This window comes from Cellulomonas sp. McL0617, assembly GCF_049994875.1.
GTDB lineage: Bacteria > Actinomycetota > Actinomycetes > Actinomycetales > Cellulomonadaceae > Cellulomonas.
In genome coordinates this window covers 3,797,501-3,818,837 of sequence record NZ_CP188256.1, presented here as the reverse complement: position 1 = coordinate 3,818,837, position 21,337 = coordinate 3,797,501, and the positions used below count along the sequence as shown (strand labels likewise).

The window sequence follows — 21,337 nt, the reverse complement described above, 5'->3', positions numbered from 1 at the left end:
GCCTAAGCCGGCGCCGGGGCGTCCTGGTCGTCCGTGTGCGCGACGTGGCGCAGCTCGTGCCAGATCAGCACGACGAAGATCGCCGACCCCACGAACGCGAACCAGAACGGCGCCGTGATCCCGTACCTCTGCGCGAGCAGCCCGCCGACGCCGGCGCCGACCACCAGCCCGCCGTACACCCCGACGAGGTTCACGCTGCCGACGCGCCCCTGCAGGGCCGTCGGGACCGCGCGCTGCCGGATGGTGACCGAGGTGGTGCCCCACACGAACGCGTGCGCGCCGAACACGAAGAAGATGAGCAGCGCGACCCACGGCGTGGTGGTCAGGGCGAGGCAGAGGTGGGTGAGCGTCTCGATGATCAGGCCGACGCGCATCAGGTTGGCCAGCGAGATCCGCTGCGTGATCCAGCCGTACGAGAACGTCCCGGCCAGGCCGCCGAGCGCGCCGACCGTGGTGATCAGCCCGAAGCCGATCGCCCCGAGCCCCAGCCGCTCGCGCGCGTACAGGACGAGCACCGACCAGGCTGCCCCGAACGTGACGTTGAAGATGAGGATCGTCAGCACGAGCGTGCGCACCGCCGCGTGGTGCCGCACCCAGCGCAGGCCCTCGGCGATCTCGTGCCGGATGTGGGTGTCCGTGTGCTCGGTGCGGTGCGGCGGGAGGGCGATGCGCGAGACGAGCAGCGCGCCCGCCGCGACCAGCACCGCGTCCGCGGCGAACGGCAACGCCTGCCCCGCCGCGAAGAGCAGCGCACCCAACGGCGGCCCGACCAGCTGGTTCACCGTGACGAAGCCGGCCTGGATGCGGGAGTTGGCCAGCGCCAGGTCGTCGCGGTCCACGAGCATCGGCACGAGGGTGCTCGAGGTGTTGTCGGCGAACGTCTCGGCGGTGCCCAGCACGAACATCGCGACGAGGACCACCCAGATCGACGCGACGTCCGCGAACACGGCCAGGGCGAGCAGCCCGACGATCGCGGCGCGCACCGAGTCGACGGTGATGATGAGCCGTTTGCGGTCCAGCCGGTCCGTCAGTGCGCCCGCCCACAGCGCGAACAGCAGCGCAGGCAGCCACTGCAGCAGGGCCGCCAGCGCGACGAGGAACGCGTCGTGGGTGCGCGACGCGACGAGCAGCGGCCCGGCGGCCAGCAGGATCCCGTCGCCCAGGTTCGAGCTCCACGACGAGGAGAGCAGCCAGCGGAACCGGCGCCCGAGCCGCGGCGGCACCACGACGTCGAGGATCTGGCTCACAAGGACGAAACGGTAACCCGCGAGCCGTCGCTAGGCTCAATGCACATCTGGCTCGACGAGGAGGAGATCCGCATGGACTGGACCCTGGAGGTCGTGATCGTGCCGGTCAGCGACCTGGCGGCGTCCATCGCGTTCTACCGCGACCAGGTCGGCTTCGACCTGGACCACGAGACGGTCAACCAGTTCATGCACGTCGCGCAGCTGACCCCACGCGGGTCGGGCTGCTCGATCGTCGTCGGGAACCTGCCGACCCAGAGCGAGATGTCGCCCGGGTCGCTGCGCGGCTTGCAGCTGGTGGTCGCGGACGCCGAAGCCGCTCGCGCCGAGCTGCTGTCGCGCGGTGTCGAGGCCTCCGAGATCACGGTGTTCGACGAGCGCGACGGGGGCACGTTCTTCGGCTTCGCGGACCCGGACGGCAACACCTGGTCCGTCCAGCAGCTGAAGGTGCGGGCCGACAAGCCCCTGATCCCGCTCGAGGCCCGCGGCCGGTTCGGCGCCCAGCAGTGACTCTGCGCCAACGGTGGCTCCCGCCGGGAGGGGCGCCGTGATTGTTCGGCGTGTTCGTATCGGAAGTCGAACTCAGGGGTCCGAGGCGAACACCCGCGGTCGCGCCGTCGAAGGTCCGTAGCCGCGGACACGCGCAACCGCCGCCCGCGCAAGGAGCCGGGGGTGCAGGAGCGTCACCGGCGACGCCATCAGGTGATAGACCCGCGCGATCGCCAGGTGCGCCGCTTCGTCGCCGTGCGCGCCGAGCCGTCCGAGCTCTCGGGTCCAGGCCGAGAAAGCGGCGGTCGCGCGCGGCACCGTGCCCTCGGCCGCGGGGTAGCGCAGGTCCTCGCCGGTCGCGATCCGCCACGGCACGTCGGCCGCACGCGCCACCCGCCCCATCAGCGCGCCCACGTCGCCGCGCAGGATCGGGCCGGCGTCGCGCAGGACGAGCGCCTCGAGCGCCGCAACGGTGACGCCCTGGCCGTAGACGGGGTTGAACGCGCACAGGGCGTCGCCGACGGCGAGCAGCCCGTCGGGCCACCCGCGCACGCGCTCGTACCCGTGGCGCACGTTGGCCGTCTGGCGGTGGATCGCGACGTGGCCAACACCGCCCTCGACCAGGTCGGCCAGGGCGGGGTCGGGCAGGGCGCGCAGGGCGTCGACGAATGCCTCGGGATCACGGCCGGGCCGCCGCTCGCCCGACCCGACCGCACCGACCAGCCACCGGCCGCCCTCGACGGGGAGCGCGAGCCCGCCGCTGCGGTCCGGGGTCTGCAGGAACGCGATGCCGGGTGCGGCCATCCGGCCGGGTGTCACGGCGATGTCGGCCGTCGCGTAGCCGACGTGGGCGTCGACCTGGGTGACCTGCGCCGCCGGTACGCCCAGCGCGGCGAGCCAGCCAGGCAGGCGCGACGACCGCCCGGAGGCGTCGACGACCAGGTCGGCGCTCAGCGAGGTGCCGTCGGCCAGGTCGACGGACCACCGTTCGCCGACCCGCAGCCCGACCACCGTCGTACCCTCGCGCACGTCGACCCCGGGCAGCGCCCGCACGTGCCGGAGCACGACGTGCTCGAACAGCGGTCGCGTCGCGGAGACGATCTCGTACTGCGGCGCCTGCGGGGCCCAGCCCGGCTCGCCCAGCCAGGCCATCCGCCCGGTGTCCAGCGGCACACCGCCGGCGGCGCGCAGGTCGGCGTCGACGCCGGGCAGCAGCTCCTCGACCGCCCGCAGCCCGCGGTGCAGGAACACGTGCGGCTGGGTGCCCTGCGGCACGCCCCGGCGCACGGCCGGTTCGGCCGGGAGCTCGTCGCGCTCGAGGATCGTGATCCGACGACCGTGCCCGGCCAGCGCGGCCGCCGCGAACGCGCCGCCGACGCTCGCGCCGATGACGACGATCCGGCGGGCCTCGTCGCGTCGCGTCATCAGGCCAGGATGCCCGAACCGCCCTCCAGGAGCGCCTCGAACGGGGCGGTCGGGACCAGTGCGCCGGCGGCCCGCGCGAAAGAGCCGTCGAGCGTCACGAGGGCGTCGCCCTGCAGCCGCGTCAGGGCGACGTACTCGGCGTCGTACGTCGATGCCCACCCGAGCTCGTCCGCCACCTTCCACGCGGTATCCCTCAGGACCGCGTCGCCGAGCAACCGGACGTTCAGCCGCCGCACGCCGGCGAGCCGTGCTCGGGCCTCGGACGCGGTCAGGTCTCGGGCGTGCACGGCTTCGTGCATCAGTGACAGCGTCTGGGACCGCAGCAGCGTCGGCGCGAGCAGCTCGTGCCCGACCGTGGTCCCGAGCTCCGCCAGTCGAAGGGCGACGGCGGCATCGATGACGAACCGGGTCACCCGGAGCCTCCTGTGTCGAACGACCCGCGCGAGGCTACGCCCTACCGTGCGCCCTCACAGCCCGACGGCGGACATGCCCGCGTCGTTGTACCGGTTGCCCTGCACGCCGAACCGCTCGGCCGCGCCGTCCAGCAGGGCGACCTCGTCGGCGGAGAGCGCGACCTGGGTGGCGCCGATGTTCTCCTCGACCCGCGTCAGGCGTCGGGTGCCCGGGATCGGCACGATCCACGGCTGCTGAGCGAGCAGCCACCCCAGCGCGATCTGCCCGGGCGTCACGTCCTTGGCCCGCGCGAGCGCACGGACCTGGTCCACCAGGACCTCGTTCGCCGTGCGGTTCTCGGCGGTGAACCGGGGGATCGTCGTGCGGATGTCACCCGCGCTGAAGGAGGTGGCGGAGTCGACCGTGCCGGTGAGGAATCCCTTGCCCAGCGGGCTGAACGGCACGAAGCCGATGCCGAGTGCGGCGCACGTGGGCAGCACCTCCGGCTCCGGGTCGCGTGTCCACAGCGAGTACTCGCTCTGCAGCGCCGTCACGGGGTGCACGGCGTGCGCCCGGCGGATCGTGGTCGGCCCCGCCTCGGAGAGCCCGAAGTGGCGGACCTTGCCGGCGGCCACCAGCTCGCCGACGGTCCCGGCGACGTCCTCGATGGGCACGGCCGGGTCGACGCGGTGCTGGTAGTAGAGGTCGATGACGTCGATGCCGAGCCGGCGCAGGGACCCGTCGGCCGCGCGTCGGATGCTGTCCGGGCGGCTGTCCACGCCGGCGGACCGGCCGTCCTCGAACCGGAACCCGAACTTCGTGGCGACGACCACCCGGTCGCGGACCGGGGCCAGGGCCTCGCCCACCAGCTCCTCGTTGTCGAACGGCCCGTAGACCTCGGCGGTGTCGAAGAACGTGACGCCGGCGTCGACGGCCGCACGCAGCACCCCGATCATGTCGTCGCGACTGCCGGGGTTCGGGCCGTAGCTCTGGCTCATCCCCATGCAACCGAGGCCGACCGCGGAGACCTGCAGGCCCTGTCCGAGCGTTCGTGTGTGCATGGTCTCGACGCTACGTCCGACTGGCCTGCGGAGGGAGGCCCTGTCAGGACACCCCGGAGAAGTCGTGTCACGTCACCGGCGGACGCGCCTGCGATCCTGGGCCCGATGAACGTCCTCGACACCCGAACGCTGAACCGGGCCACGCTGGCCCGACAGCTCCTGCTCGACCGCGCGGACCTGCCCGTGCTCGACGCGGTCACCCATCTTTCGGGACTGCAGGCGCAGGAGCCGCAGGAGCCGTTCATCGGCCTGTGGTCGAGGCTGCGCGCGTTCGACCCCGCGGTGATGGACGGCCTGCTCGTCGCGCGCTCCGTCGTGCGCGCCCACCTCATGCGCTGCACTGTCCACCTGGTGACGGCCGACGACATGCTCGCCTGGCGGGCGCGGCACGACGCCATGCTGCGGGGTCGCATGCTCGCGATCTACCGGGACGGGCTGGACGGCGTCGACCTCGACGAGTTCGCCGCCGAGGCCCGCACCTTCCTGGCCGACGGCCGGCCGCGGTCCATGGCCGAGCTCGGCGCCGCACTCGTCGCGCGCTGGCCCGCGCCCCGTCCGCGCGCGCACGCCGAGCTCGCGATCGCGTGCCTGGTCCCGGTCGCGCAGACCCCGCCGCGCGGCCTGTGGCGCGTGAAGGCGGGCGTGCAGGTCGCGCTGCTGTCCTCGTGGCTCGGCCGGGACATCGACCCGCTCGCCGGCGAGGACCTGGTCGGCCGCGCGCTCGTCCGCCGCTACCTCACCGCGTACGGCCCGGCGGCCACCGCCGACATCCGCTCGTGGTCCGGCATCGCCGGCCTGCCGGCCGCCGTCAAGGCGATGCGCGACGAGCTGGTCTCCTTCCGCGACGAGCGCGGTCGCGTCCTGTGGGACCTGCCCGACGCGCCCCGACCGGACCCGGACACACCCGCGCCCGTGCGCTTCCTGCCCGCCTTCGACAACGCCCTGCTCGGCTACGACGACCGCACGCGCATCGTCGACGACGCCCACCGCGGCTTGTCCGTCGCGGGCAGCCGCGTGGTCCTGGTGGACGGCCGGGTCTCGGCGACGTGGACGGTCCGGGCCGACGCCGTCTCGGTCGTTCCGCTGCGACAGCTGACCCGGACCGAGCGCGCGGCGGTCGACGAGGAGGGTTCCGCGGTCGCGTCGTTCCTCGCCGGCGGCGCCGAGGGGATGACGGTCTGGGGAGTCCGGGAGTAGTTTGCGCGCGTGGAGCAGACGTCCTCGACCCGGCTACCCGGGCGCCTCGTGCCCGCCGGCGGTGGGCACGTGCCCGTGCGGGTGCACGGATTCCTCGGGTCGTCGGCGCCGGTGCGGACCGGCCGGGCTGGTCGGGCCGGGCGGAGATTCGCCGTCGAGCTGGCCCGCACGTCGCACGGCGTGGTCAAGGTCATGGACGGCGCGACCGTGCTCGGGTACCTGTCCGGGGCCTGGTCGCAGCGGGTGGACTTCGAGCTCTGGTCGTGCGAGCAGGCGGGCGTCCCGGCGCTCGCCCGCGCCGTGCTGGAGGGCGACGGCAGCGACCGCGACCTGTTCGTCATGCTGGCCTGGCGACGACCGCGCGCGTAGCGCTTGCGTTCGAGCGCACTCGAAGTCCTAGCGTCGGGGCATGACAAAGACCTGGTTCCTCACCGGCACGTCCCGTGGCTTCGGGCGGGAGTGGGCGGTCGCGGCCCTCGAGCGCGGCGACCGCGTCGCGGCGACGGCCCGCGACGCCTCGACCCTCGACGACCTCGTCGCGACCTACGGGGACGCGATCCTGCCCCTGACGCTCGACGTGACCGACCGCGCCGCCGACTTCGCGGCGGTCGCCCGCGCGCACGAGCACTTCGGCCGCCTCGACGTCGTGGTGAACAACGCCGGGTACGGCCAGTTCGGCTTCACCGAGGAGCTGACCGAGGCCGAGCTGCGCGACCAGATGGAGACCAACCTGTTCGGCGCGTTCTGGGTGACGCAGGCGGCGCTGCCGTTCCTGCGGGCGCAGGGCAGCGGGCACATCGTGCAGGTGTCGTCGATCGGCGGGATCTCGGCGTTCCCGAACATCGGCGCCTACCACGCCTCGAAGTGGGCGCTGGAGGGATTCAGCCAGGCGCTCGCGCAGGAGGTGGCCGGCTTCGGCATCCACGTCACGCTCGTCGAGCCCGGCGGCTTCTCGACGGACTGGGGTGGCTCGTCGGCCCGCCACGCGACCCCGCTGCCGGCGTACGACGAGTTCCGCGTGCAGATGCAGGAGGCCCGCGCGAAGCGCATCGGCACGCCCGGCGACCCGGGCTCGTCGGCCGCCGCGATCCTGCGGGTCGTGGACGCGGAGGTGCCGCCGCTGCGCGTGTTCTTCGGCGCGTCACCGCTCGGCACCGCCAAGGCCGACTACACCTCGCGGATCGCCACGTGGGAGCAGTGGGACGACGTCGCGAGGTTGGCGCAAGGCTGACCGGGGGCCGTCGAGCATGAGACCGTGCGGGTGCACGCCCCGCACGGTCCAGCTGGAAGGCACCCGATGAAGGTCTTCGCGTCGTACAACATCAAGGGCGGCGTAGGGAAGACCTCGACGGCCGTGAACCTCGCTCACCTGGCCGCGCGCGAGGGGCGCCGCACGCTGCTCTGGGACCTTGACCCACAGGCAGCGGCGACCTACGTCTTCCGCGTCCGCCCGCGGGTCAAGGGCGGCGGGCACGCGATCGTGACGGGCAGGCGCCCGATCGAGGACGCGTTGAAGTCCACGGACTTCGAGAATCTGGACCTGATGCCGGCGGACTTCAGCTACCGCAACCTGGACCTCGAGCTCGACGACGCCAAGAAGCGCACCAGTCGGCTCCGGCAGCTGGTGGGCAGCGTCGCCGACGACTACGACGTCGTGTTCCTCGACTGCCCGCCGAGCATCTCGCTGATGTCCGAGAACGTCCTGCACGCTGCCGACACCCTGCTGGTGCCGCTGATCCCCGCGACGCTCTCGGTGCGCACGTTCGAGCAGCTCAAGACGTTCGTCGCCGACTCGGAGAAGCCGCGTCCCGACCTGGTCGCGTTCTTCTCGATGGTCGACCGGCGCAAGCGGCTGCACCGTGACGTGATCGGCTCGATCTCGCGCGAGGGCGCCCGGGTGGCGCGCACCGAGATCCCGGCGCTGTCGATCATCGAGCAGATGGCCGAACGGCAGGCGCCCGTCACGGCGTTCGCGCCGACGAGCCGGGCGGCGCTGACCTACGAGCGCCTGTGGGCCGAGGTGCGCTCGGCGTAGCTCAGTCGTCCCCGGGTCGGGGCTCCGCTCCCAGGGCCCCGTGGACGATGCCGCGCGCGAGCGACCGGATCTCCTCGACGGCGACGGGCGGGCCGGTGACCAGCACGAACAGCACCCCGCCGGACAACGTCATGAGGCGACCGACGGCCTGCTCCGGCACGGGCAGGTCGAGGTCGCGGTGCAGCGCGCCGGTGAACGTCGCGGCGGTGGCGGCCAGCCCTTCGAGCGCACCGGCGACCGCCGGTCGTCGTCGCGACTCCAGCTGGAGCTCGAAGATCGCGCGATACCGGTCCCGGTGCGAGGACGTGGCCGCGACCAGTGATCCGGCGAGGAGCGCGGTCAGGTGGTCGATCGGATCGACGCCGTCCGGGGTGTGCGTCGAGCCGGCCACCATGTCGTCGAGCTGGAGGTCGACGATGCGGTGGGCGGCCGCGACGAGCAGCGCGTCGTGGTCGGGGAAGTAGTTGGAGGCCGTGCCCGTGGGCACCTGGGCCCGGGCGTCGACCGCACGGTGGGTCACGCCGCGCAGACCGTCGGCGGCCAGCAGAGCCACCACCGCGTCCGCCAGCTCGCGGCGTCTCTGAGGGTTGCTGCGGGCCACGGGTGGAGTCTAGGAGCCCCGGTGCGATACCACGACATGCGTCGTACTATGGGCTGACGAGGAGGTTGGCATGCAGACGGCGATCGTGGCGGGCGGCGGAATCGCGGGACTCGCGTCCGGCCTGGCGCTGGCCCGGCGCGGGTGGCGGGTCACCGTGCTGGAGCAGGCCGGCGGGGGCGAGGTCGGCGCGGGCGTCGCGATCCCGGCCAACGGGATCACGGCGCTGCACGCGCTCGGTCTCGACCAGGCGGCCGTCGACACGCTCGGGACGAAGACGGTCGGCACGGGCTTCCAGGACCTGCACGGCCGCTGGATCCTGCGCATCCCCGACGAGCGACCGGACGTCGCCGAGGTGGTCGCCGTCTGGGGCGTGCACCGGCAGCGGCTCCACGCGGTCCTGCTCCGCGCTGCGCAGGACGCCGGGGCGACGTTGCTGACGGGTCGTCGGGTGGTGGCCGTCGCGCCGGGTTCGGCGGACGGCGAACGCGCGGTCGTACGCGCGGACGGCCCGGAGGGTGCCTTGGAGGCGGATCTCGTGGTCGGCGCGGACGGCATGTGGAGCGCGGTGCGGCGTGCGCTCCACCCGTCCGTGGTGCCGGCCTACGGCGGGAGCACGAGCTGGCGCGCGGTCGTCGAGGACACCACGAGCGACGACCGCCTGATCGAGATGTGGGGACCGGGGGCCGAGTTCGGCGCGATGCGTATCAGCCCGGACCAGGTCTACTGGTACGGCTACGTCCGGCACGCGCGGTCCGCGCGGTTCGACGACGAGCTTGTCGCCGTACGCGAGAGGTTCGACGGCTGGGCGGACCCGGTCTCGTCGCTGATCGATGCCACCGATCCCGCCCGGCTGATGCGCCACGACGTCTTCCACCTCGCGGGCGGCCTGCCGAGCTACGTGCGGGGACGCGTCGTGCTGGTGGGCGACGCCGCGCACGCCGGGCTGCCGACCATGGGCCAGGGCGCGGCCACCGCGCTCGAGGACGCCGCCACCCTCGGTCGGCTCGTCGACCCGGGGAACCTGCGGGACGCGCTCGTCGCGTTCGACGCCGACCGCCGCCCGCGATGCCGGTCCATCGCCCGCCAGGCAGCGACCATGGCACGCATCGGCGCGGGGCTCGGCGACGGGTGGCGGCAGTCGGTGCGCAACACGCTCGTCCGGGCGGTCCCGGGCGGGGCGCTCGCACGCTCCGGCGCGCGGCTGGTCGCCTGGGAGCCGCCGTCGCAGCGGTAGCGGTCAGCCCTGCGCGAGCCCGGCGTCGAGCGTCGAGGCGTCGCCCTCGAACGGTCGGAGGGCGTCCGGCGCCGGGAACGGCAGGACGTAGCTGGCCGTCACCACGTCCACGGCGCCGAAGTCGTCGACCTTCACGACGACCCGCTCGGGCGTCACCTCGACGATCCGCACGCGTTCCCGGGTGCCGTCGGGAAGGTCCAGCTGCCACAGGGCGGCCAGCCAGTGCAGGCCGCGCGCCTCGAGCGCCTCCTCGGCAACCAGCCAGTCGACCGGTCCGGTCAGCTCGCGCCCGAGAGCATCGAGCGCCACGAACTCCTCACCCTCCGTGCGGATCCAGCCGACGCGTTCGCGGTCGCCGGGGCGTCGGTGCTCGATCCAGTCCTGCGGCGGCATCGACCGATCGTAGGTCAGCGGTCCGGCGTCACAGGCCGCCAGGGCGAGTCCCGTGCGCGGAGGACCGGCCTTCACGCCATGATCGGCACATGGACGACGAGGCACCGGCCAAGAAGCATGTGGACTGGCGCGAGGTCGTCGTCGTGATCCTGCTCTCCGTGACGACGATCCTGACCGCCTGGGTGGGGTTCCAGTCGAGCAAGTGGGGCGGTGCGATGTCGATCTCGTTCAGCCAGGCGTCGACGGCCCGGATCGAGGCCACGCGGTACGAGGGGGTGGCCAACCGCAAGATCTCCCTGCAGGCGACGCTGTTCTCGCAGTGGGCTGCGGCCTACGCCGCGAACGACACGGTGCTCTCCGACTTCCTGGCTGCCCGGTTCCCCGAGCCGCTGGCGACGGCGTTCCCGGTGTGGTTGGCCTCCCACCCGCTGCAGAACCCCGACGCCGCGCCCACACCCTTCGACCTGCCGGAGTACAAGATCCCCGAGCTCGCCTCCGCCGCCGCGGCGGACGCCCGCGCGGACGCGAGGTACCAGCAGGCGCTGACCAACAACCAGCGCGGCGACAACTACACGGTGCTGACGGTCGCGTTCGCCGCCGTGCTGTTCTTCGCTGCCATGTCGGGCCGGATGAGGTCGACGCGCGGCGGCGACGTGCTGCTCGGCTTCGCCATCCTGCTCTTCGTCGTCGCCTCGTCGTTCCTGGTGTGGTACCCCAAGCTCGTCTGACGCGTGGGACGGTGCGTCCTCAGAACCGGGCCGAGAATCCGCCGTCCGTGTGCAAGAGCTGGCCCGAGACCCAGCGCCCTTCCGGGGAGACGAGGAAGGAGACGACCGCTGCGATGTCGCCGGGAGTCCCGAGGCGTCCCAGCGGGTGGGCGGGAACCAGGGTGGCGCGCAGGTCGTCGTCGATCCATCCGGTGTCGATGGGGCCCGGGTTGACGACGTTCGCCGAGATCCCCCTCGGCCCGAGCTCGCGCGCCGCGGAGATGACGATCCGGTCGAGGGCTCCCTTGGACGCACCGTAGGGCAGGTTGCCCGTCGTGTGGTCGCTGGTGAGCGCGACGACCGCTCCGCCCTCGGGCGTCACCTGACGGGCGAAGGCCGCGATGAGCAGCAGGCTCGCGCGGGCGTTGATCGCGACGTGCCGGTCGAAGCTGTCGGCCGTCGTGTCGAGGATGCCGGTCTCGACGTCGTGGGCGTGGCTGAGGACGAGCGCGCCGATCGGTCCTCGCTCCCGCGCGACCGTGGCGATCAGGTCGTCGGGGCCCGCGGGCGTCGACAGGTCGCAGGGGTAGTCGACGTCGGCGAGGTCGCTGGTGACCACCTCCCAACCGTCGGCGGCCAGCCGGGGCGCGATCCCCGCGGCGATGCTGTTGGCGCGGGCGGCGCCCGTGATCAGGACGAGCGGCATGCCTCGAACGTAACCGAAGACTCGCGCTCGTCCCGCCGATAGCGTGCTGTACGCAGTCGTGCGGGACCCATCTCGGGCGTGACCGGCCTCAGCGAGGGACGCCGGCGAACTTGGCGATCGCCGGAGGCGTGACGGGCGTGAACAGGTTCACGAGAGTTCCGTCGGGGTCGCGAACCAGCGCGGACCTTTTGCCCCACGGCATCGTCCTGGGGGACCCCACGATCTCGGTGGCGTCGTCCAGGGCGGCGAACACGGCGTCGATGTCGTCGACAAGAAACTCGATGATCGCCGTGCGGTTGTCGGCTGGACGGGCTGACCCCGCGCCGAACAGGCCGACCGCGCGGGTGCTGCCGATGGCCAGCGTGCCGTGGGGGGTCCGCAGCTCGGCGAAGTCGGGGGTCGGGCGGTCGGCGTCGACGCCGGTGATGCGCTCGTAGAAGTCGACGAGGCGATCCACGTCGTCGGTGATGAGGCGGACGGAGACGAGGTTCATGCCGGGTCCCTCCCGGGTGGTCGTCGAGGCCGTTCCCCGACGAGATCCACCGTGGCAGGTCGGCGCGACAACCCCCTGTCGGTATTTGTCCTCAGGTGCGTCCTCGGGTGCTCAGAGCAGCGTGAGGCTGCGCAGGTCGCCCTCGGGGACCTGGACATCCTCGGGGCGCACGATGCGGCGCGGCGCAGTCTCGGACGTCGTCGTGACGAGATCGATCCGGTCCAGGCGGAACGCGCGGAGGCCTCCACGGAGGCGGCACCAGCCGAGCAGGTACCAGGCGGTCGTCGACCCCACGTACCCGACGGGTTCGACGTCGCGGACGGTGGAGCGGCCCTCCCGGTCGGTGTACCGCAGGCGCAGGACGCGCCGCGAGGAGACAGCTCCGGAGAGCGCGGCCGGAACGGGTGGCACGTCGTCGTCGTCGCCCAGGAGATGAACGCGTGAGGCGAGGTCCTGCGCGACGGCCGCGTCCTCCTCGCGCATCGCCGCGAGAAGCTTCCGGAGAGCTGTGCGACCGACGCTGTGGAAAGGCGTACCCGCGGTGCTCTGCAGTGCGACTGCGACCGCGACGGCTTCGTCCGGGCTGAAGTTCACCGGCGGAAGGGTCCGGGCACGGTCCACGCAGTAGCCGCCGGTCCGTCCCGGCTCCGCCCAGATCGGCACCCCGGTCTGTTGGAGGGCGTCGATGTCGCGCTCGATCGTGCGCTTGCTCACCTCGAACCGGTCCGCCAGCCAGGCGGCGCTGCGCGGACGTGGGGCGACGGCGCGCAGCTCCTCCACCATCGCGTACATCCGGTCGGTCCGGTTCATCGCACGACCCTAGGGCGAGACGCGGGGCGGCACCGACCGCGAGGTGGCCCTAGCGACCTGCGAGCACGCGCTCGGTCAGGGCGTCGAGCACGGCGGGGACCGAACGCAGCACCGCCCGCTGCTCGGGCGTGAGGTCCTGGATCGCCGCCGCGATCACCGACGACCGGTCGTGCCTCTGCTGCTCGAGCCTGTCCCGCCCTGGAGACGTGATCGCCACGATCACCCGGCGACGGTCGACGTCGTCCGGGGTCAGGTCGACCATGCCCTGCTCGGCAAGGAGCTTCACCGTGCGTGCCATCGACTGGTGACGCACACGCTCGCGCTCCGCGAGCTCGGTGATGGCGAGCCGACCGTCCCGGTCGAGGTACCCGAGCACCGCGGCCTGGCCCGGCGGAATCTGCCCGACCGTGCTGCGGACGTGGCGCACGAAGCGGCCGGCGGACAGCCGCAATGCCTCCGCCTCGACAAGGGCGGTGTCCTCGGGCTGCGTCATAGGTGGACTCTACAGCGCGGCTGGAGAATTATGCAGCATCGCTGTAGATTCAAAGAATCCAGCCGTGCTGTATTTTCCGGAGCTGGTCCCGACGAAAGGTCCGACCGTGGCCTACGAGCCCTACACCCTCGCCTTCCCGGCGGCGCCGTTCACCCTGCACAGCGACGACTTCTCCGACGGCGGACCGCTGCCGGCGGCCGCCTACGCCGCGGATCGCGGCACCAACGCCTCGCCCCACCTGGCCTGGGACGGTCTCCCCGTCGGTACGCAGAGCCTCGTGCTCACCGCCTACGACCCCGACGCCCCGATCCCGGGCGGCCTGTGGCACTGGCTCGTCAAGGACATCCCGGCCTCGGCCGCGGGCCTGCCCAGGGGTGCGGGGTCGGGCGGGCAGGCGTTGCCGGAGCACGCGGTCCAGCTCGCCAACGACCTCGGAGTCGTGGGCTACAGCGGGGTGAAGCCGCCGCCCGGGACCGGCGTCCACCGCCTGGTCGTCTGCGCGACCGCTCTGTCGGTGCCGACCCTCGCGCTGCCGCCGGGCGCGAGCGCGGCCGTGGTGAACATCTCCCTCATCGCGCACACCCTCGGCCGCGGCTTGCTCACCGGGACGAGCCGGCCGACGCAGTGATCGGGGCTCTTGGCGCCCGGTGTCCCCCGCGCGAGCTACCGCCGACTGTCCACCCTGCGGGGACGTGCCCGGGGTGCCTCGATCCATAACGTCGTGAACGAAGCCACGGTGCCTGCCGCGGCCCGGAGAAAAGGACTCGTCATGCGCATGTTGAAGCAGCTCGGAGCCGTTGTCGTAGTCGCGGTCGTCGGCGACGTCGCCGTCGGTGCGACCGCGGGCAGCTGGGTTGCGACGCTCCTGCTGGGCGTCGCGACGGGGGTGCTCGCGCTGCTCGCGTACGCCTGGGTGGTCCGGCGTACGGAGCATCGCGAGCCCGTCGAGGTCGCCCGGGCGGGGGCACGGGCCGCGACCGGGGCCGGCCTGCTGATCGGAGTCGGGATGTTCACGGCCGTGATCGCGTGCATCGCCCTGCTCGGCGGCTACCACGTCGACGGATTCGGGTCGGTGACCTCCGCTGCCGGGCTGCTCGGGCTCGCGGTCGTCGCCGGGGTCACCGAGGAGCTCGTGTTCCGAGGGATCCTGTTCCGGATCGTCGAGGAGCGCGCCGGGACGTGGGTCGCGCTCGCCTTCACCGCCGTGCTGTTCGGCGCGATTCACCTGGTCAACCCGGACGCGACGCTCTGGGGCGCGATCGCCATCGCCGTCGAGGCCGGCTGCATGCTGGCCGCCGCGTACGCCGCGACGCGCACCCTGTGGCTGCCGATCGGCCTGCACATCGGCTGGAACTTCGCCGTGAGCGGGATCTTCGGCACCGAGGTGTCCGGCGCGACCACGGCCGCGGGGCTGCTGCACGGCGTGACGTCCGGTCCGGTCATCCTGTCCGGCGGTGCGTTCGGTCCGGAGGCGAGCCTGTTCGCGGTCCTGGCGGGCGTGACGATGATGGTCGTGTTCCTCAGGCTCGCCCACCGGCGCGGCCGTCTCGTCGCGAACCCGCGGCGCGCGGCACGAGCCCGCGCGACCGCTACGGTCTGACCGTGGTCGATCTCCGGCGGGTCCGCACGGCCTGGCAGGCCTCCGACGTCACCGTCCGGGACCTCCCGCTCGCCCTGGCGGTCGCGGTCGCGCCGCTCGTGCCGTCGCTGCGGCACCAGGGGACGCAGCTCGGCGACCTGCCGGACCGACCCATGGACCTGCTCGCCGTCGCGGCGATCGCCCTCCAGTCGCTCCCTCTCGTCGGCCGTCGTCGATGGCCGGCCGCGTGCCTCGCGCTGGTGTCCCTCGGCTTCGCGATCGACCAGCTGCGCGGGTACCACACGGCCGCGGGCATCGCGTTGGGGATCGCGTTGTTCAGCGCGGCCGCCCACCTGCGACGTCGCCGTCGCACCACCGTTCTCGCCGCGAGCGTCGCCTACGTGGCGCTGGCCGCCGCCCTCGCCCAGCGCGGGTCGGCGGACGGTCCGTCCGGCTTCGTGACGTTCTACCTGTTCCTGGCCGTCGTCTGGGGCGTGGGGGCGTGGCTGCGGCAGACCCGCGCCACCGAGGCGGAGCGTCGCCGGCACGTCGCCGAGGCCACGCGCGCCGCCGAGCGCACGCGCATCGCGCGCGAGCTGCACGACATCGTGACGCACCACGTGACGGCGATGGTGGTGCAGGCCGAGGCGGCGCGCTACGTGACCGCGGACCCCGATCGCCTCGACCTGACCCTGACCGCGGTCGCCGACACCGGTCGCCGAGCGATCGACGACCTGCGCCACCTGCTCGACGTCCTCGCCCCGGCCCACGGTCTCGACTCGCGCAGCCCGACCGTCGGCGAGGTCGGCGCCCTCGTCGAGCAGGTCCGGCAGGCCGGGCAACCGGTCGAGTACGTCCACGAGGGCGATCCGCCGCGGACCGTGGGCAGCGCCGACGTCGCCGCCTACCGGGTGGTCCAGGAGGCGCTGACCAACGCGCTCAAGCACGCCCGCGGCAGCCGCACCGTCGTGACGGTCCGGCACGACGACGGGGCGGTCGACGTCGAGGTCACGACGGAAGGGACGGCGTCGCCGAGCGTCACGCCGCCCGGGAGCGGGCGGGGACTGGACGGGCTGCGGGAACGTGTCGGCCTTCTCGGTGGAGACCTCAGCGCGGGCGTGCAGCCGGGCGGCAGCTTCGTCGTCCGCGCGCGGATCCCCGCGGGGCGGCGGTCGTGAACATCCGGGTGCTCGTCTGCGACGACCAGGACCTCATCCGCACGGGGTTCACGACGATCATCGACGCCCAGCCGGACCTCGAGGTCGTCGGCGTCTGCGGTGACGGGCGCGCCGCCGTCGACCTCGCCCAGCGACTGCACCCCGACGTCGTCGTGATGGACGTCCGCATGCCCGTGCTGGACGGCATCGAGGCGACCCGGCTGCTGGCGGGCGTGGGCGTACCGGAGCCGGTCAAGGTGCTCGTCGTGACGACCTTCAACCTGGACGAGTACGTGTACGAGGCGCTCCGCGCCGGTGCCAGCGGGTTCCTGCTGAAGGACGCCCCGTCGGAGCAGCTGCTCAGCGGCATCCGCACCGTCGCCTCGGGCGCCGCGCTGCTCGCACCGGAGGTGACGCGGCAGCTCGTCGGGCGGTACGCGAGCCGGATCAGCCCGCCCGACGTCACACGCGACGACGATGCTCTGACCCCGCGTGAGCTCGAGGTGCTGCGCCTGATCGCTGGAGGCATGTCCAACGGCGAGATCGCGGCGGAGCTCGTCCTCAGCCAGGAGACCGTCAAGACCTACGTGTCGCGCATCCTCACCAAGCTCGACCTGCGCGACCGCGTGCAGGCGGTGGTGTACGCGTACCGCCGAGGCCTGGTGACGTGACGCCCTAGATCGCGGCGCGGCTGTCAGGCGTCGAGCTCGCGGTAGAAGCTGAGGAGCGTCTCGGCGAGTGCCTCAGGTGCCTCCATCGCGACGAAGTGGCCGACGCCTCCCACCGTCGCGACAGTGACGTCGGCGGCGACCTCGTGCATCGTCCTGCTCGTCACATCCCTGCCTCCGGCGTCGACGGCGAGGACGGGCATGCTCAGTCGGTGCTCGGTGGCGAGCCGCCTGATCTCGTCGCCTTCCGTGAGCATGGAGCCGTAGATGCCCGTCGTTCCGCGCAGACCCTCCGGGCGTGAGTACACCCGGACGAACTCGTCGACGTCGGGCTCGGTGATGGCACCGGGCGTCCCGTTCATCGCGGGGAACGCGAAGCCCGTCAGGAACTCACGCTCGCGCCCGACGAGCAGCATCTCGGGGATGCCCGGAGCCCCGAGGAACCCGACGTGCCACGCCCCGCCGTGCGCCACGTCCGCGAGTCGCTCCAGCCCGAACCCGGGCAGCGTCGTCTCGATCGCGGTGAAGCTGCGTACGAGCTCGGGGCTCCGCGCGGCCAGGCGGAACGTGCAGGTCCCGCTGATGTCCTGGCCGGTGACGTGGACCGGGCCCAGGTCGAGGTGGGTGATCAGCTGCCGCAGGCTGTCGGCGAACGCCGAGCTGGTGTATTCGCCCGGACCGGTACCGGAGTCGCCGAAGCCGGGCAGGTCGACCGCGACGACGCGGTGCGCGGCGGCGAGCAGCGGGATGACCTTATGGAACGCCCACCACGACTCGGGGAAGCCGTGCACGAGCAGGACCGGTGTGCCGGCGTCGCCGGCGGTGACGTAGTGGAGGTCGCCGCCGTCGAGGGCTGCGTGATGGTGCGTGACCTCGGGTATCGAGGCGACGGTAGCAGTGCGCATCGTGCCGCTCCTTGAAGTTGAACAACCTGGTTGTCGCAACTATAGAAACCTGGTTGTCGATGCGTCAACCAGGTTGTCTTACCATGGGAGCGTGTCCCGTTCCGGAGCTGACCTCGCCCTGCTGCTGCTCGGGGGATTTCGTGCGCTCGCCGAGGCAGGGAGCGTCGAGCTGGCCGAGCACGGCTACGCGAAGATCAGGCCGATCCACGACTTCGCCCTGCGCTCGATCCTCGGCGGCGCCGGCACGACGGCCGAGCTCGCACGGGAGCTGGGCATCTCGAAGCAGGCCGTGACCAAGACGATCACCTTCCTCCAGGCGGAGGGCTATGTCGCCGCCGGGTCCGACGAACGGGACGGCCGCCGTCGGGTCTTCACCGTGACCGACCGGGGCCTCGCGCTGCTGCGGACCGGGGAGCAGGTGTTCGACGACCTGCGCGACCGGTGGGCGCAGCGGATCGGCGTCGACCAGCTCGAACGCCTGGAGGAAGCGCTCGTCGACCTGGGCATCCGAGCGCCGACGCGCCACGACGCCGCGGGCTGGCTCAGCGGTTCCTCGTCCGAGTGACGGGAGCGCGCCGTCTCCTGACCTTCGGTGGAGGCGCTCAGGCGGCAGCGTCCGTACGAGCGCGGAACGCGTCGATGGCGAGGTCGGCGAACCGTCGCGCGGCGAACGGTAGACGGTCTCGCGTCGTCGTCAGCCCGCGACCAGCGGACAGGACGAGGACCAGGCATTCCGCGACCCGCGAACCTGCTGACCGAGCCGGACGAGCTCGCGCCCAGACGTCGTCGCGGTCCCCGTCCCGGCACCGCGTGAGGGCCGGTGTCGGATCTGTTGGTGCTCGTCAGCGTCGATCGTCCGGAGGCGGGGCGCTTTGCACGTGACGCGGCGGCGCTCCACTCATGAGGAAGAAAGAACCGTCAGCCCAGCTTCTGCGCACTGGTCGTCTTCCCCCGGCATCATTCCCCCGCTGACCGCCAGCGCGCCGACGACAGTGTCTCCCCGGAGGATGAGCGCCGCGCCGGCGCCTACCAGGATGGGCACTCGCACGGCCCGCTCCAGCTGGGCGAAGAACGCGGGCGAGGCCTCCTGCATCTGCCGCAGAGCGGAACCCTCACGCCGGAAGAGGGCGACGCTGGCCGCCTTGGCCTCGGCGATCTGGGCTGAGAGCGGCGCTGCACCGTCCATCCGGCCCAGGGCTTGTAGGTGTCCGCCCTCGTCGACGACCGCGACCGTGACCGTGACGCCAAGCTGGGCGGCCCGATCGTGTGCGCCCGTGATGACTGTCTGAGCCTGGTGGAGCGGGAGCGGCATGGCGATCTCCTTGACAGGTGGACAACCGTCCTTGCATGAACATGTGTACCGTCACTGGCGGCCAGCGCGCAAGGCGAATCTAGAATGACCGCGTGACGGACGACACCACCTCCGTGGGGCTCTCTACAGGCCCTCGCCGCCCCAACGCGCGCGGGCAGGGCGAGCGGCTGCGCGATGAGATCATCTCGGCCGCCGTGAAGATGCTCGGTGACCTGGCAGACGACGAGGCCTTGTCGATGCGCGCTGTCGCGCGGGCAGTGTCGATATCCCCGAGCTCTGTCTACCTCTACTTCCCCGATCGTGACGCGCTGGTCGCGGCGACCATGCAGCGCTGCCATGCGCAGATGCTCCAGGCTGCAGACGAAGCCGAGGCCGCACACCACGACCCCGCCCTCGGCTTGCGCGCACGGATCCTGGCGCAGGCGGGATGGGTGCAGGAGCATCCCGGCATCCACAAGGTGATGCACGAGAGCAAGGTCGGGATGCCCTTCAAGCGGGTCCTGTTCACGCGCACCGCGGCTGCGGTGCAGCGTTGCATGGACGCTGGGGTTGCTTCGCCAGGGGACGCCGCCACCGTGGCGCTCGATCTCCGGACCGCCGTGACCGGCATGCTGTCTCTGCGGATCAATGAGCCCGACCTGCCCTGGCCGCCATTCCCCGAGCAAGCCGATCGATTCCTCTTCAAGCTCGTCGGACTCGCGCCGCCTACAGGTGAGGAGACGCCGTCGCAAGCGACATAGGCCGCGCGCCGTGCGCCGGGTCGACTTCTCTCCTGCGTGGACCCGCGACGACATCGGGCATCATCTCGGCTGGCTGATGTCCTGACGGCAGAGGTTCGGCTGCCCGGTACCGCATTGGCGGTAGGGAGCAGCCACGTCCGGAGCGCCCGACGTCGCCTCGCCGCTAGGCGCTGGGCGTGCCGAACCCGGTAGTGCGGATCGCGCGGGCCGGGACGCCGGCGACGATCGTGTCGGCTGGCACGTCCTTGGTGACGACGGCGCCCGCACCGACGATCGCTCCGTCGCCGATCGTCACCCCCGGCACGATCGTGACGGCCGCGCCGAGCCAGACCTTGCGCCCGATGACGACGGGCGCGGGGATCAGGTCCGCACGCCGGTCGGGGTCGACCGCGTGGTTCAGCGTCGCGATCGTCGTGCCGTGCCCGACGAGGGTGCCGTCGCCGATGGTGAGGCCACCGGTGTCCTGGAAGCGGCAGCCCATGTTGATGAAGACGTCCCGGCCGATGGTCAGGTTCTTGCCGAACTCGCAGTGGAACGGCGGGAACAGGGTGACCGACTCGTCGACCGCCCGTCCGGTCAGCCGGGACAGCAGGGAGCGCACCTCGTCCGGTGTGCGGTAACCGCTGTTGAGCTCGGCCCCGACCCGCAACGCGTCCTGCGCCGCGTCGTGAAGGAACGCCATCTCGGCCGAACCGCCCTCGATCACGCTCCCGGCGGCCACGTGGGTGAGGAGGTCCGCCAGCTCCATCAGCCGTTCCTCTGCTCAGCGGCGGCCGGGTCGGCGGCCCACGAGGCGAGCAGGCGCAGCCGGTCGGCCGAGGGCGAGCCCGGTTCCGCCGTGTACACCAGGAGAACCTGGCCGGGCGCGGCGGTGACGGCGAGCTCCTCGTAGGCGAGCGTGAGCTCACCGACGACCGGGTGGTGGAACCGCTTGGTGCCGGCGCCGTGCGTGCGTACGTCGTGGGCGCCCCAGAGGCGGCGGAACGTCTCGCTGCGGGTCGACAGCTCGCCGACGAGGTCCTGCAGGGCCTTGTCGTGCGGGTCGCGGCCGGCCTCGGCGCGCATGATGCCGACGCACATCTGCGCGAACAGGTCCCAGTCGGGATAGAAGTCGCGCGCGGCGGGGTCGAGGAACTGGAACCGTGCGAGGTTGGGGGTTCGTCCGCCGTCGCCGATCACGGGGGAGTAGAAGGCGCGGCCGAGGTCGTTCGTGGCGAGCAGGTTCTGCCGCGGGTCCCGCACGAACGCGACCGCGTCGGTCATCGCGGCCAGCGCCCACTGCAGGCTGGGTCGCGAGGCCGACGTCGCGGCGGTGCGACGCCGGGGCCGGCCGCTGGTCGGGACGCCGTCGGCCGCTCGCGCGAGATCGAGCAGGTGCGCACGCTCGGTCTCGTCGAGCTGCAACGCGCGCGAGATCGACTCGAGGACGGACGCCGATGCGCCGGCGATCGCGCCGCGCTCGAGCTTGGCGTAGTACTCGACGCTCACCCCGGCCAGGGTCGCGACCTCGCTGCGCCGCAGCCCGGCGACCCGCCGGTTCGTCCCGCCCACGACGCCCGCGTCCTCGGGCGTGATCCGGGCGCGGCGTGTCATGAGGAACTCGCGTACCTCGGCTCGGGTGTCCATGTCTCGCAGGCTAGGCCGGGAACGGGCGGGCTGGGAGAGCCTGTCGGTACACCCCTTGCGAGGGCCTGC

General features: G+C 72.5%; 27 protein-coding genes. 13 read left to right on the top strand and 14 right to left on the bottom strand.

Annotated elements, in window-relative coordinates; translation table 11 throughout:
* Positions 1 to 2: 2 nt before the first annotated feature.
* Positions 3 to 1,247 carry an MFS transporter gene (locus ACPPVS_RS17520; RefSeq protein WP_426593505.1) on the bottom strand — a complete coding sequence of 415 codons (1,245 nt, stop codon included), beginning with the start codon at positions 1,245 to 1,247 and terminating at the stop codon, positions 3 to 5.
* Between the two features lie 72 nt (positions 1,248 to 1,319).
* Between ACPPVS_RS17520 and ACPPVS_RS17515 the strand changes: the two genes are divergently transcribed.
* Positions 1,320 to 1,754 carry a VOC family protein gene (locus ACPPVS_RS17515; protein ID WP_426593504.1) on the top strand — a complete coding sequence of 145 codons (435 nt, stop codon included), beginning with the start codon at positions 1,320 to 1,322 and terminating at the stop codon, positions 1,752 to 1,754.
* 72 nt (positions 1,755 to 1,826) lie between these two features.
* On the opposite strand, the gene ACPPVS_RS17510 is transcribed toward ACPPVS_RS17515, so the two are convergent.
* From ACPPVS_RS17510 to ACPPVS_RS17500, 3 genes are read right to left on the bottom strand one after another with little or no spacing between them, the layout of a single operon-like run.
* The gene (locus ACPPVS_RS17510) at positions 1,827 to 3,158 is read right to left on the bottom strand and encodes an NAD(P)/FAD-dependent oxidoreductase (protein ID WP_426593503.1); all 1,332 of its coding nucleotides are present in this window, start codon (positions 3,156 to 3,158) and stop codon (positions 1,827 to 1,829) included.
* Positions 3,158 to 3,571, bottom strand: coding sequence for a type II toxin-antitoxin system VapC family toxin (locus ACPPVS_RS17505; RefSeq protein ID WP_426593502.1), 414 nt, complete (start codon positions 3,569 to 3,571; stop codon positions 3,158 to 3,160). Before ACPPVS_RS17505 ends, ACPPVS_RS17510 begins: the two co-directional genes overlap by 1 nt.
* 54 nt (positions 3,572 to 3,625) lie before the next feature.
* Positions 3,626 to 4,612: an aldo/keto reductase gene (locus tag ACPPVS_RS17500; protein ID WP_426593501.1), complete on the bottom strand. Its 987-nt coding sequence runs from the start codon at positions 4,610 to 4,612 to the stop codon at positions 3,626 to 3,628.
* A gap of 105 nt (positions 4,613 to 4,717) precedes the next feature.
* Here ACPPVS_RS17500 and ACPPVS_RS17495 point away from each other — a divergent pair, with 105 nt between their 5' ends.
* The 4 genes from ACPPVS_RS17495 (at position 4,718) to ACPPVS_RS17480 (ending at position 7,844) form a co-directional block, all read left to right on the top strand.
* Entirely contained in the window at positions 4,718 to 5,809 is a 1,092-nt protein-coding gene (locus ACPPVS_RS17495; protein ID WP_426593500.1) for a winged helix DNA-binding domain-containing protein, read from the top strand.
* A gap of 9 nt (positions 5,810 to 5,818) precedes the next feature.
* Positions 5,819 to 6,178, top strand: coding sequence for a hypothetical protein (locus ACPPVS_RS17490; RefSeq protein WP_426593499.1), 360 nt, complete (start codon positions 5,819 to 5,821; stop codon positions 6,176 to 6,178).
* Positions 6,179 to 6,218: 40 nt separating this feature from the next.
* Positions 6,219 to 7,040, top strand: coding sequence for an SDR family oxidoreductase (locus tag ACPPVS_RS17485; RefSeq protein WP_426593498.1), 822 nt, complete (start codon positions 6,219 to 6,221; stop codon positions 7,038 to 7,040).
* Between the two features lie 66 nt (positions 7,041 to 7,106).
* Positions 7,107 to 7,844 carry a ParA family protein gene (locus tag ACPPVS_RS17480; protein WP_426593497.1) on the top strand — a complete coding sequence of 246 codons (738 nt, stop codon included), beginning with the start codon at positions 7,107 to 7,109 and terminating at the stop codon, positions 7,842 to 7,844.
* A gap of 1 nt (position 7,845) precedes the next feature.
* Here the strand turns inward: ACPPVS_RS17480 and ACPPVS_RS17475 are convergent, their stop codons facing one another.
* Positions 7,846 to 8,445, bottom strand: coding sequence for a TetR/AcrR family transcriptional regulator (locus ACPPVS_RS17475; RefSeq protein ID WP_426593496.1), 600 nt, complete (start codon positions 8,443 to 8,445; stop codon positions 7,846 to 7,848).
* A 70-nt stretch (positions 8,446 to 8,515) separates the two neighbouring features.
* Between ACPPVS_RS17475 and ACPPVS_RS17470 the strand changes: the two genes are divergently transcribed.
* Positions 8,516 to 9,679, top strand: coding sequence for an FAD-dependent monooxygenase (locus ACPPVS_RS17470; protein ID WP_426593495.1), 1,164 nt, complete (start codon positions 8,516 to 8,518; stop codon positions 9,677 to 9,679).
* Positions 9,680 to 9,682: 3 nt separating this feature from the next.
* Here ACPPVS_RS17470 and ACPPVS_RS17465 read toward each other — a convergent pair whose 3' ends face one another.
* The gene (locus tag ACPPVS_RS17465) at positions 9,683 to 10,072 is read right to left on the bottom strand and encodes a hypothetical protein (protein ID WP_426593494.1); all 390 of its coding nucleotides are present in this window, start codon (positions 10,070 to 10,072) and stop codon (positions 9,683 to 9,685) included.
* An 89-nt stretch (positions 10,073 to 10,161) separates the two neighbouring features.
* Here ACPPVS_RS17465 and ACPPVS_RS17460 point away from each other — a divergent pair, with 89 nt between their 5' ends.
* A complete protein-coding gene (locus ACPPVS_RS17460) occupies positions 10,162 to 10,800 on the top strand; it encodes a hypothetical protein (RefSeq protein ID WP_426593493.1) in 639 nt (212 codons plus the stop codon).
* A gap of 19 nt (positions 10,801 to 10,819) precedes the next feature.
* Here the strand turns inward: ACPPVS_RS17460 and ACPPVS_RS17455 are convergent, their stop codons facing one another.
* The 4 genes from ACPPVS_RS17455 to ACPPVS_RS17440 form a co-directional block, all read right to left on the bottom strand.
* Positions 10,820 to 11,485, bottom strand: coding sequence for an SDR family oxidoreductase (locus ACPPVS_RS17455; RefSeq protein WP_426593492.1), 666 nt, complete (start codon positions 11,483 to 11,485; stop codon positions 10,820 to 10,822).
* Between the two features lie 88 nt (positions 11,486 to 11,573).
* Positions 11,574 to 11,978: a VOC family protein gene (locus tag ACPPVS_RS17450; protein ID WP_426593491.1), complete on the bottom strand. Its 405-nt coding sequence runs from the start codon at positions 11,976 to 11,978 to the stop codon at positions 11,574 to 11,576.
* Between the two features lie 111 nt (positions 11,979 to 12,089).
* Positions 12,090 to 12,788, bottom strand: a complete 699-nt coding sequence (locus ACPPVS_RS17445; RefSeq protein ID WP_426593490.1) for a helix-turn-helix transcriptional regulator — start codon at positions 12,786 to 12,788, stop codon at positions 12,090 to 12,092.
* 49 nt (positions 12,789 to 12,837) lie between these two features.
* Positions 12,838 to 13,281, bottom strand: coding sequence for a MarR family winged helix-turn-helix transcriptional regulator (locus ACPPVS_RS17440; RefSeq protein ID WP_426593489.1), 444 nt, complete (start codon positions 13,279 to 13,281; stop codon positions 12,838 to 12,840).
* Positions 13,282 to 13,387: 106 nt separating this feature from the next.
* On the opposite strand from ACPPVS_RS17440, the gene ACPPVS_RS17435 reads away from it, so the two are divergent.
* The 4 genes from ACPPVS_RS17435 to ACPPVS_RS17420 all read left to right on the top strand — a co-directional run bounded on the left by ACPPVS_RS17435 (position 13,388) and on the right by ACPPVS_RS17420 (position 16,688).
* Entirely contained in the window at positions 13,388 to 13,909 is a 522-nt protein-coding gene (locus tag ACPPVS_RS17435; protein WP_426593488.1) for a YbhB/YbcL family Raf kinase inhibitor-like protein, read from the top strand.
* Between the two features lie 141 nt (positions 13,910 to 14,050).
* Positions 14,051 to 14,881: a CPBP family intramembrane glutamic endopeptidase gene (locus ACPPVS_RS17430; RefSeq protein WP_426593487.1), complete on the top strand. Its 831-nt coding sequence runs from the start codon at positions 14,051 to 14,053 to the stop codon at positions 14,879 to 14,881.
* A gap of 2 nt (positions 14,882 to 14,883) precedes the next feature.
* A complete protein-coding gene (locus ACPPVS_RS17425; RefSeq protein ID WP_426593486.1) occupies positions 14,884 to 16,038 on the top strand; it encodes a sensor histidine kinase in 1,155 nt (384 codons plus the stop codon).
* Positions 16,035 to 16,688 (top strand): response regulator, encoded by a 654-nt coding sequence (locus ACPPVS_RS17420; protein ID WP_426593485.1) that lies wholly within the window; start codon positions 16,035 to 16,037, stop codon positions 16,686 to 16,688. The genes ACPPVS_RS17425 and ACPPVS_RS17420 overlap by 4 nt, the downstream gene beginning before the upstream one ends.
* Before the next feature lie 23 nt (positions 16,689 to 16,711).
* Here ACPPVS_RS17420 and ACPPVS_RS17415 read toward each other — a convergent pair whose 3' ends face one another.
* The gene (locus tag ACPPVS_RS17415) at positions 16,712 to 17,590 is read right to left on the bottom strand and encodes an alpha/beta fold hydrolase (protein ID WP_426593484.1); all 879 of its coding nucleotides are present in this window, start codon (positions 17,588 to 17,590) and stop codon (positions 16,712 to 16,714) included.
* Positions 17,591 to 17,681: 91 nt separating this feature from the next.
* Between ACPPVS_RS17415 and ACPPVS_RS17410 the strand changes: the two genes are divergently transcribed.
* Positions 17,682 to 18,155 carry a MarR family winged helix-turn-helix transcriptional regulator gene (locus ACPPVS_RS17410; RefSeq protein WP_426593483.1) on the top strand — a complete coding sequence of 158 codons (474 nt, stop codon included), beginning with the start codon at positions 17,682 to 17,684 and terminating at the stop codon, positions 18,153 to 18,155.
* 333 nt (positions 18,156 to 18,488) lie between these two features.
* Here the strand turns inward: ACPPVS_RS17410 and ACPPVS_RS17405 are convergent, their stop codons facing one another.
* Entirely contained in the window at positions 18,489 to 18,902 is a 414-nt protein-coding gene (locus ACPPVS_RS17405; RefSeq protein ID WP_426593482.1) for a GlcG/HbpS family heme-binding protein, read from the bottom strand.
* 92 nt (positions 18,903 to 18,994) lie between these two features.
* Here ACPPVS_RS17405 and ACPPVS_RS17400 point away from each other — a divergent pair, with 92 nt between their 5' ends.
* Positions 18,995 to 19,642: a TetR/AcrR family transcriptional regulator gene (locus ACPPVS_RS17400; RefSeq protein ID WP_426593480.1), complete on the top strand. Its 648-nt coding sequence runs from the start codon at positions 18,995 to 18,997 to the stop codon at positions 19,640 to 19,642.
* Between the two features lie 163 nt (positions 19,643 to 19,805).
* Here ACPPVS_RS17400 and ACPPVS_RS17395 read toward each other — a convergent pair whose 3' ends face one another.
* Both ACPPVS_RS17395 and ACPPVS_RS17390 read right to left on the bottom strand, forming a co-directional pair.
* Positions 19,806 to 20,390, bottom strand: a complete 585-nt coding sequence (locus tag ACPPVS_RS17395; protein ID WP_426593479.1) for a sugar O-acetyltransferase — start codon at positions 20,388 to 20,390, stop codon at positions 19,806 to 19,808.
* Positions 20,390 to 21,268: a helix-turn-helix transcriptional regulator gene (locus ACPPVS_RS17390; protein ID WP_426593478.1), complete on the bottom strand. Its 879-nt coding sequence runs from the start codon at positions 21,266 to 21,268 to the stop codon at positions 20,390 to 20,392. Before ACPPVS_RS17390 ends, ACPPVS_RS17395 begins: the two co-directional genes overlap by 1 nt.
* Between the last annotated feature and the right edge of the window lie 69 nt (positions 21,269 to 21,337).

Excerpts from the sequence above, each read along its gene's own strand:
- ACPPVS_RS17510 (WP_426593503.1), bottom strand. The coding sequence starts at position 3,158 with ATGACGCGACGCGACGAGGCCCGCCGGATCGTCGTCATCGGCGCGAGC.
- ACPPVS_RS17390 (WP_426593478.1), bottom strand. The coding sequence starts at position 21,268 with ATGGACACCCGAGCCGAGGTACGCGAGTTCCTCATGACACGCCGCGCC.
- ACPPVS_RS17465 (WP_426593494.1), bottom strand. The coding sequence starts at position 10,072 with ATGCCGCCGCAGGACTGGATCGAGCACCGACGCCCCGGCGACCGCGAA.
- ACPPVS_RS17470 (WP_426593495.1), top strand. The coding sequence starts at position 8,516 with ATGCAGACGGCGATCGTGGCGGGCGGCGGAATCGCGGGACTCGCGTCC.
- ACPPVS_RS17495 (WP_426593500.1), top strand. The coding sequence starts at position 4,718 with ATGAACGTCCTCGACACCCGAACGCTGAACCGGGCCACGCTGGCCCGA.
- ACPPVS_RS17500 (WP_426593501.1), bottom strand. The coding sequence starts at position 4,612 with ATGCACACACGAACGCTCGGACAGGGCCTGCAGGTCTCCGCGGTCGGC.
- ACPPVS_RS17440 (WP_426593489.1), bottom strand. The coding sequence starts at position 13,281 with ATGACGCAGCCCGAGGACACCGCCCTTGTCGAGGCGGAGGCATTGCGG.
- ACPPVS_RS17455 (WP_426593492.1), bottom strand. The coding sequence starts at position 11,485 with ATGCCGCTCGTCCTGATCACGGGCGCCGCCCGCGCCAACAGCATCGCC.
- ACPPVS_RS17415 (WP_426593484.1), bottom strand. The coding sequence starts at position 17,590 with ATGCGCACTGCTACCGTCGCCTCGATACCCGAGGTCACGCACCATCAC.
- ACPPVS_RS17405 (WP_426593482.1), bottom strand. The coding sequence starts at position 18,902 with ATGCCGCTCCCGCTCCACCAGGCTCAGACAGTCATCACGGGCGCACAC.
- ACPPVS_RS17395 (WP_426593479.1), bottom strand. The coding sequence starts at position 20,390 with ATGGAGCTGGCGGACCTCCTCACCCACGTGGCCGCCGGGAGCGTGATC.
- ACPPVS_RS17515 (WP_426593504.1), top strand. The coding sequence starts at position 1,320 with ATGGACTGGACCCTGGAGGTCGTGATCGTGCCGGTCAGCGACCTGGCG.
- ACPPVS_RS17430 (WP_426593487.1), top strand. The coding sequence starts at position 14,051 with ATGCGCATGTTGAAGCAGCTCGGAGCCGTTGTCGTAGTCGCGGTCGTC.
- ACPPVS_RS17450 (WP_426593491.1), bottom strand. The coding sequence starts at position 11,978 with ATGAACCTCGTCTCCGTCCGCCTCATCACCGACGACGTGGATCGCCTC.
- ACPPVS_RS17445 (WP_426593490.1), bottom strand. The coding sequence starts at position 12,788 with ATGAACCGGACCGACCGGATGTACGCGATGGTGGAGGAGCTGCGCGCC.
- ACPPVS_RS17460 (WP_426593493.1), top strand. The coding sequence starts at position 10,162 with ATGGACGACGAGGCACCGGCCAAGAAGCATGTGGACTGGCGCGAGGTC.
- ACPPVS_RS17485 (WP_426593498.1), top strand. The coding sequence starts at position 6,219 with ATGACAAAGACCTGGTTCCTCACCGGCACGTCCCGTGGCTTCGGGCGG.
- ACPPVS_RS17480 (WP_426593497.1), top strand. The coding sequence starts at position 7,107 with ATGAAGGTCTTCGCGTCGTACAACATCAAGGGCGGCGTAGGGAAGACC.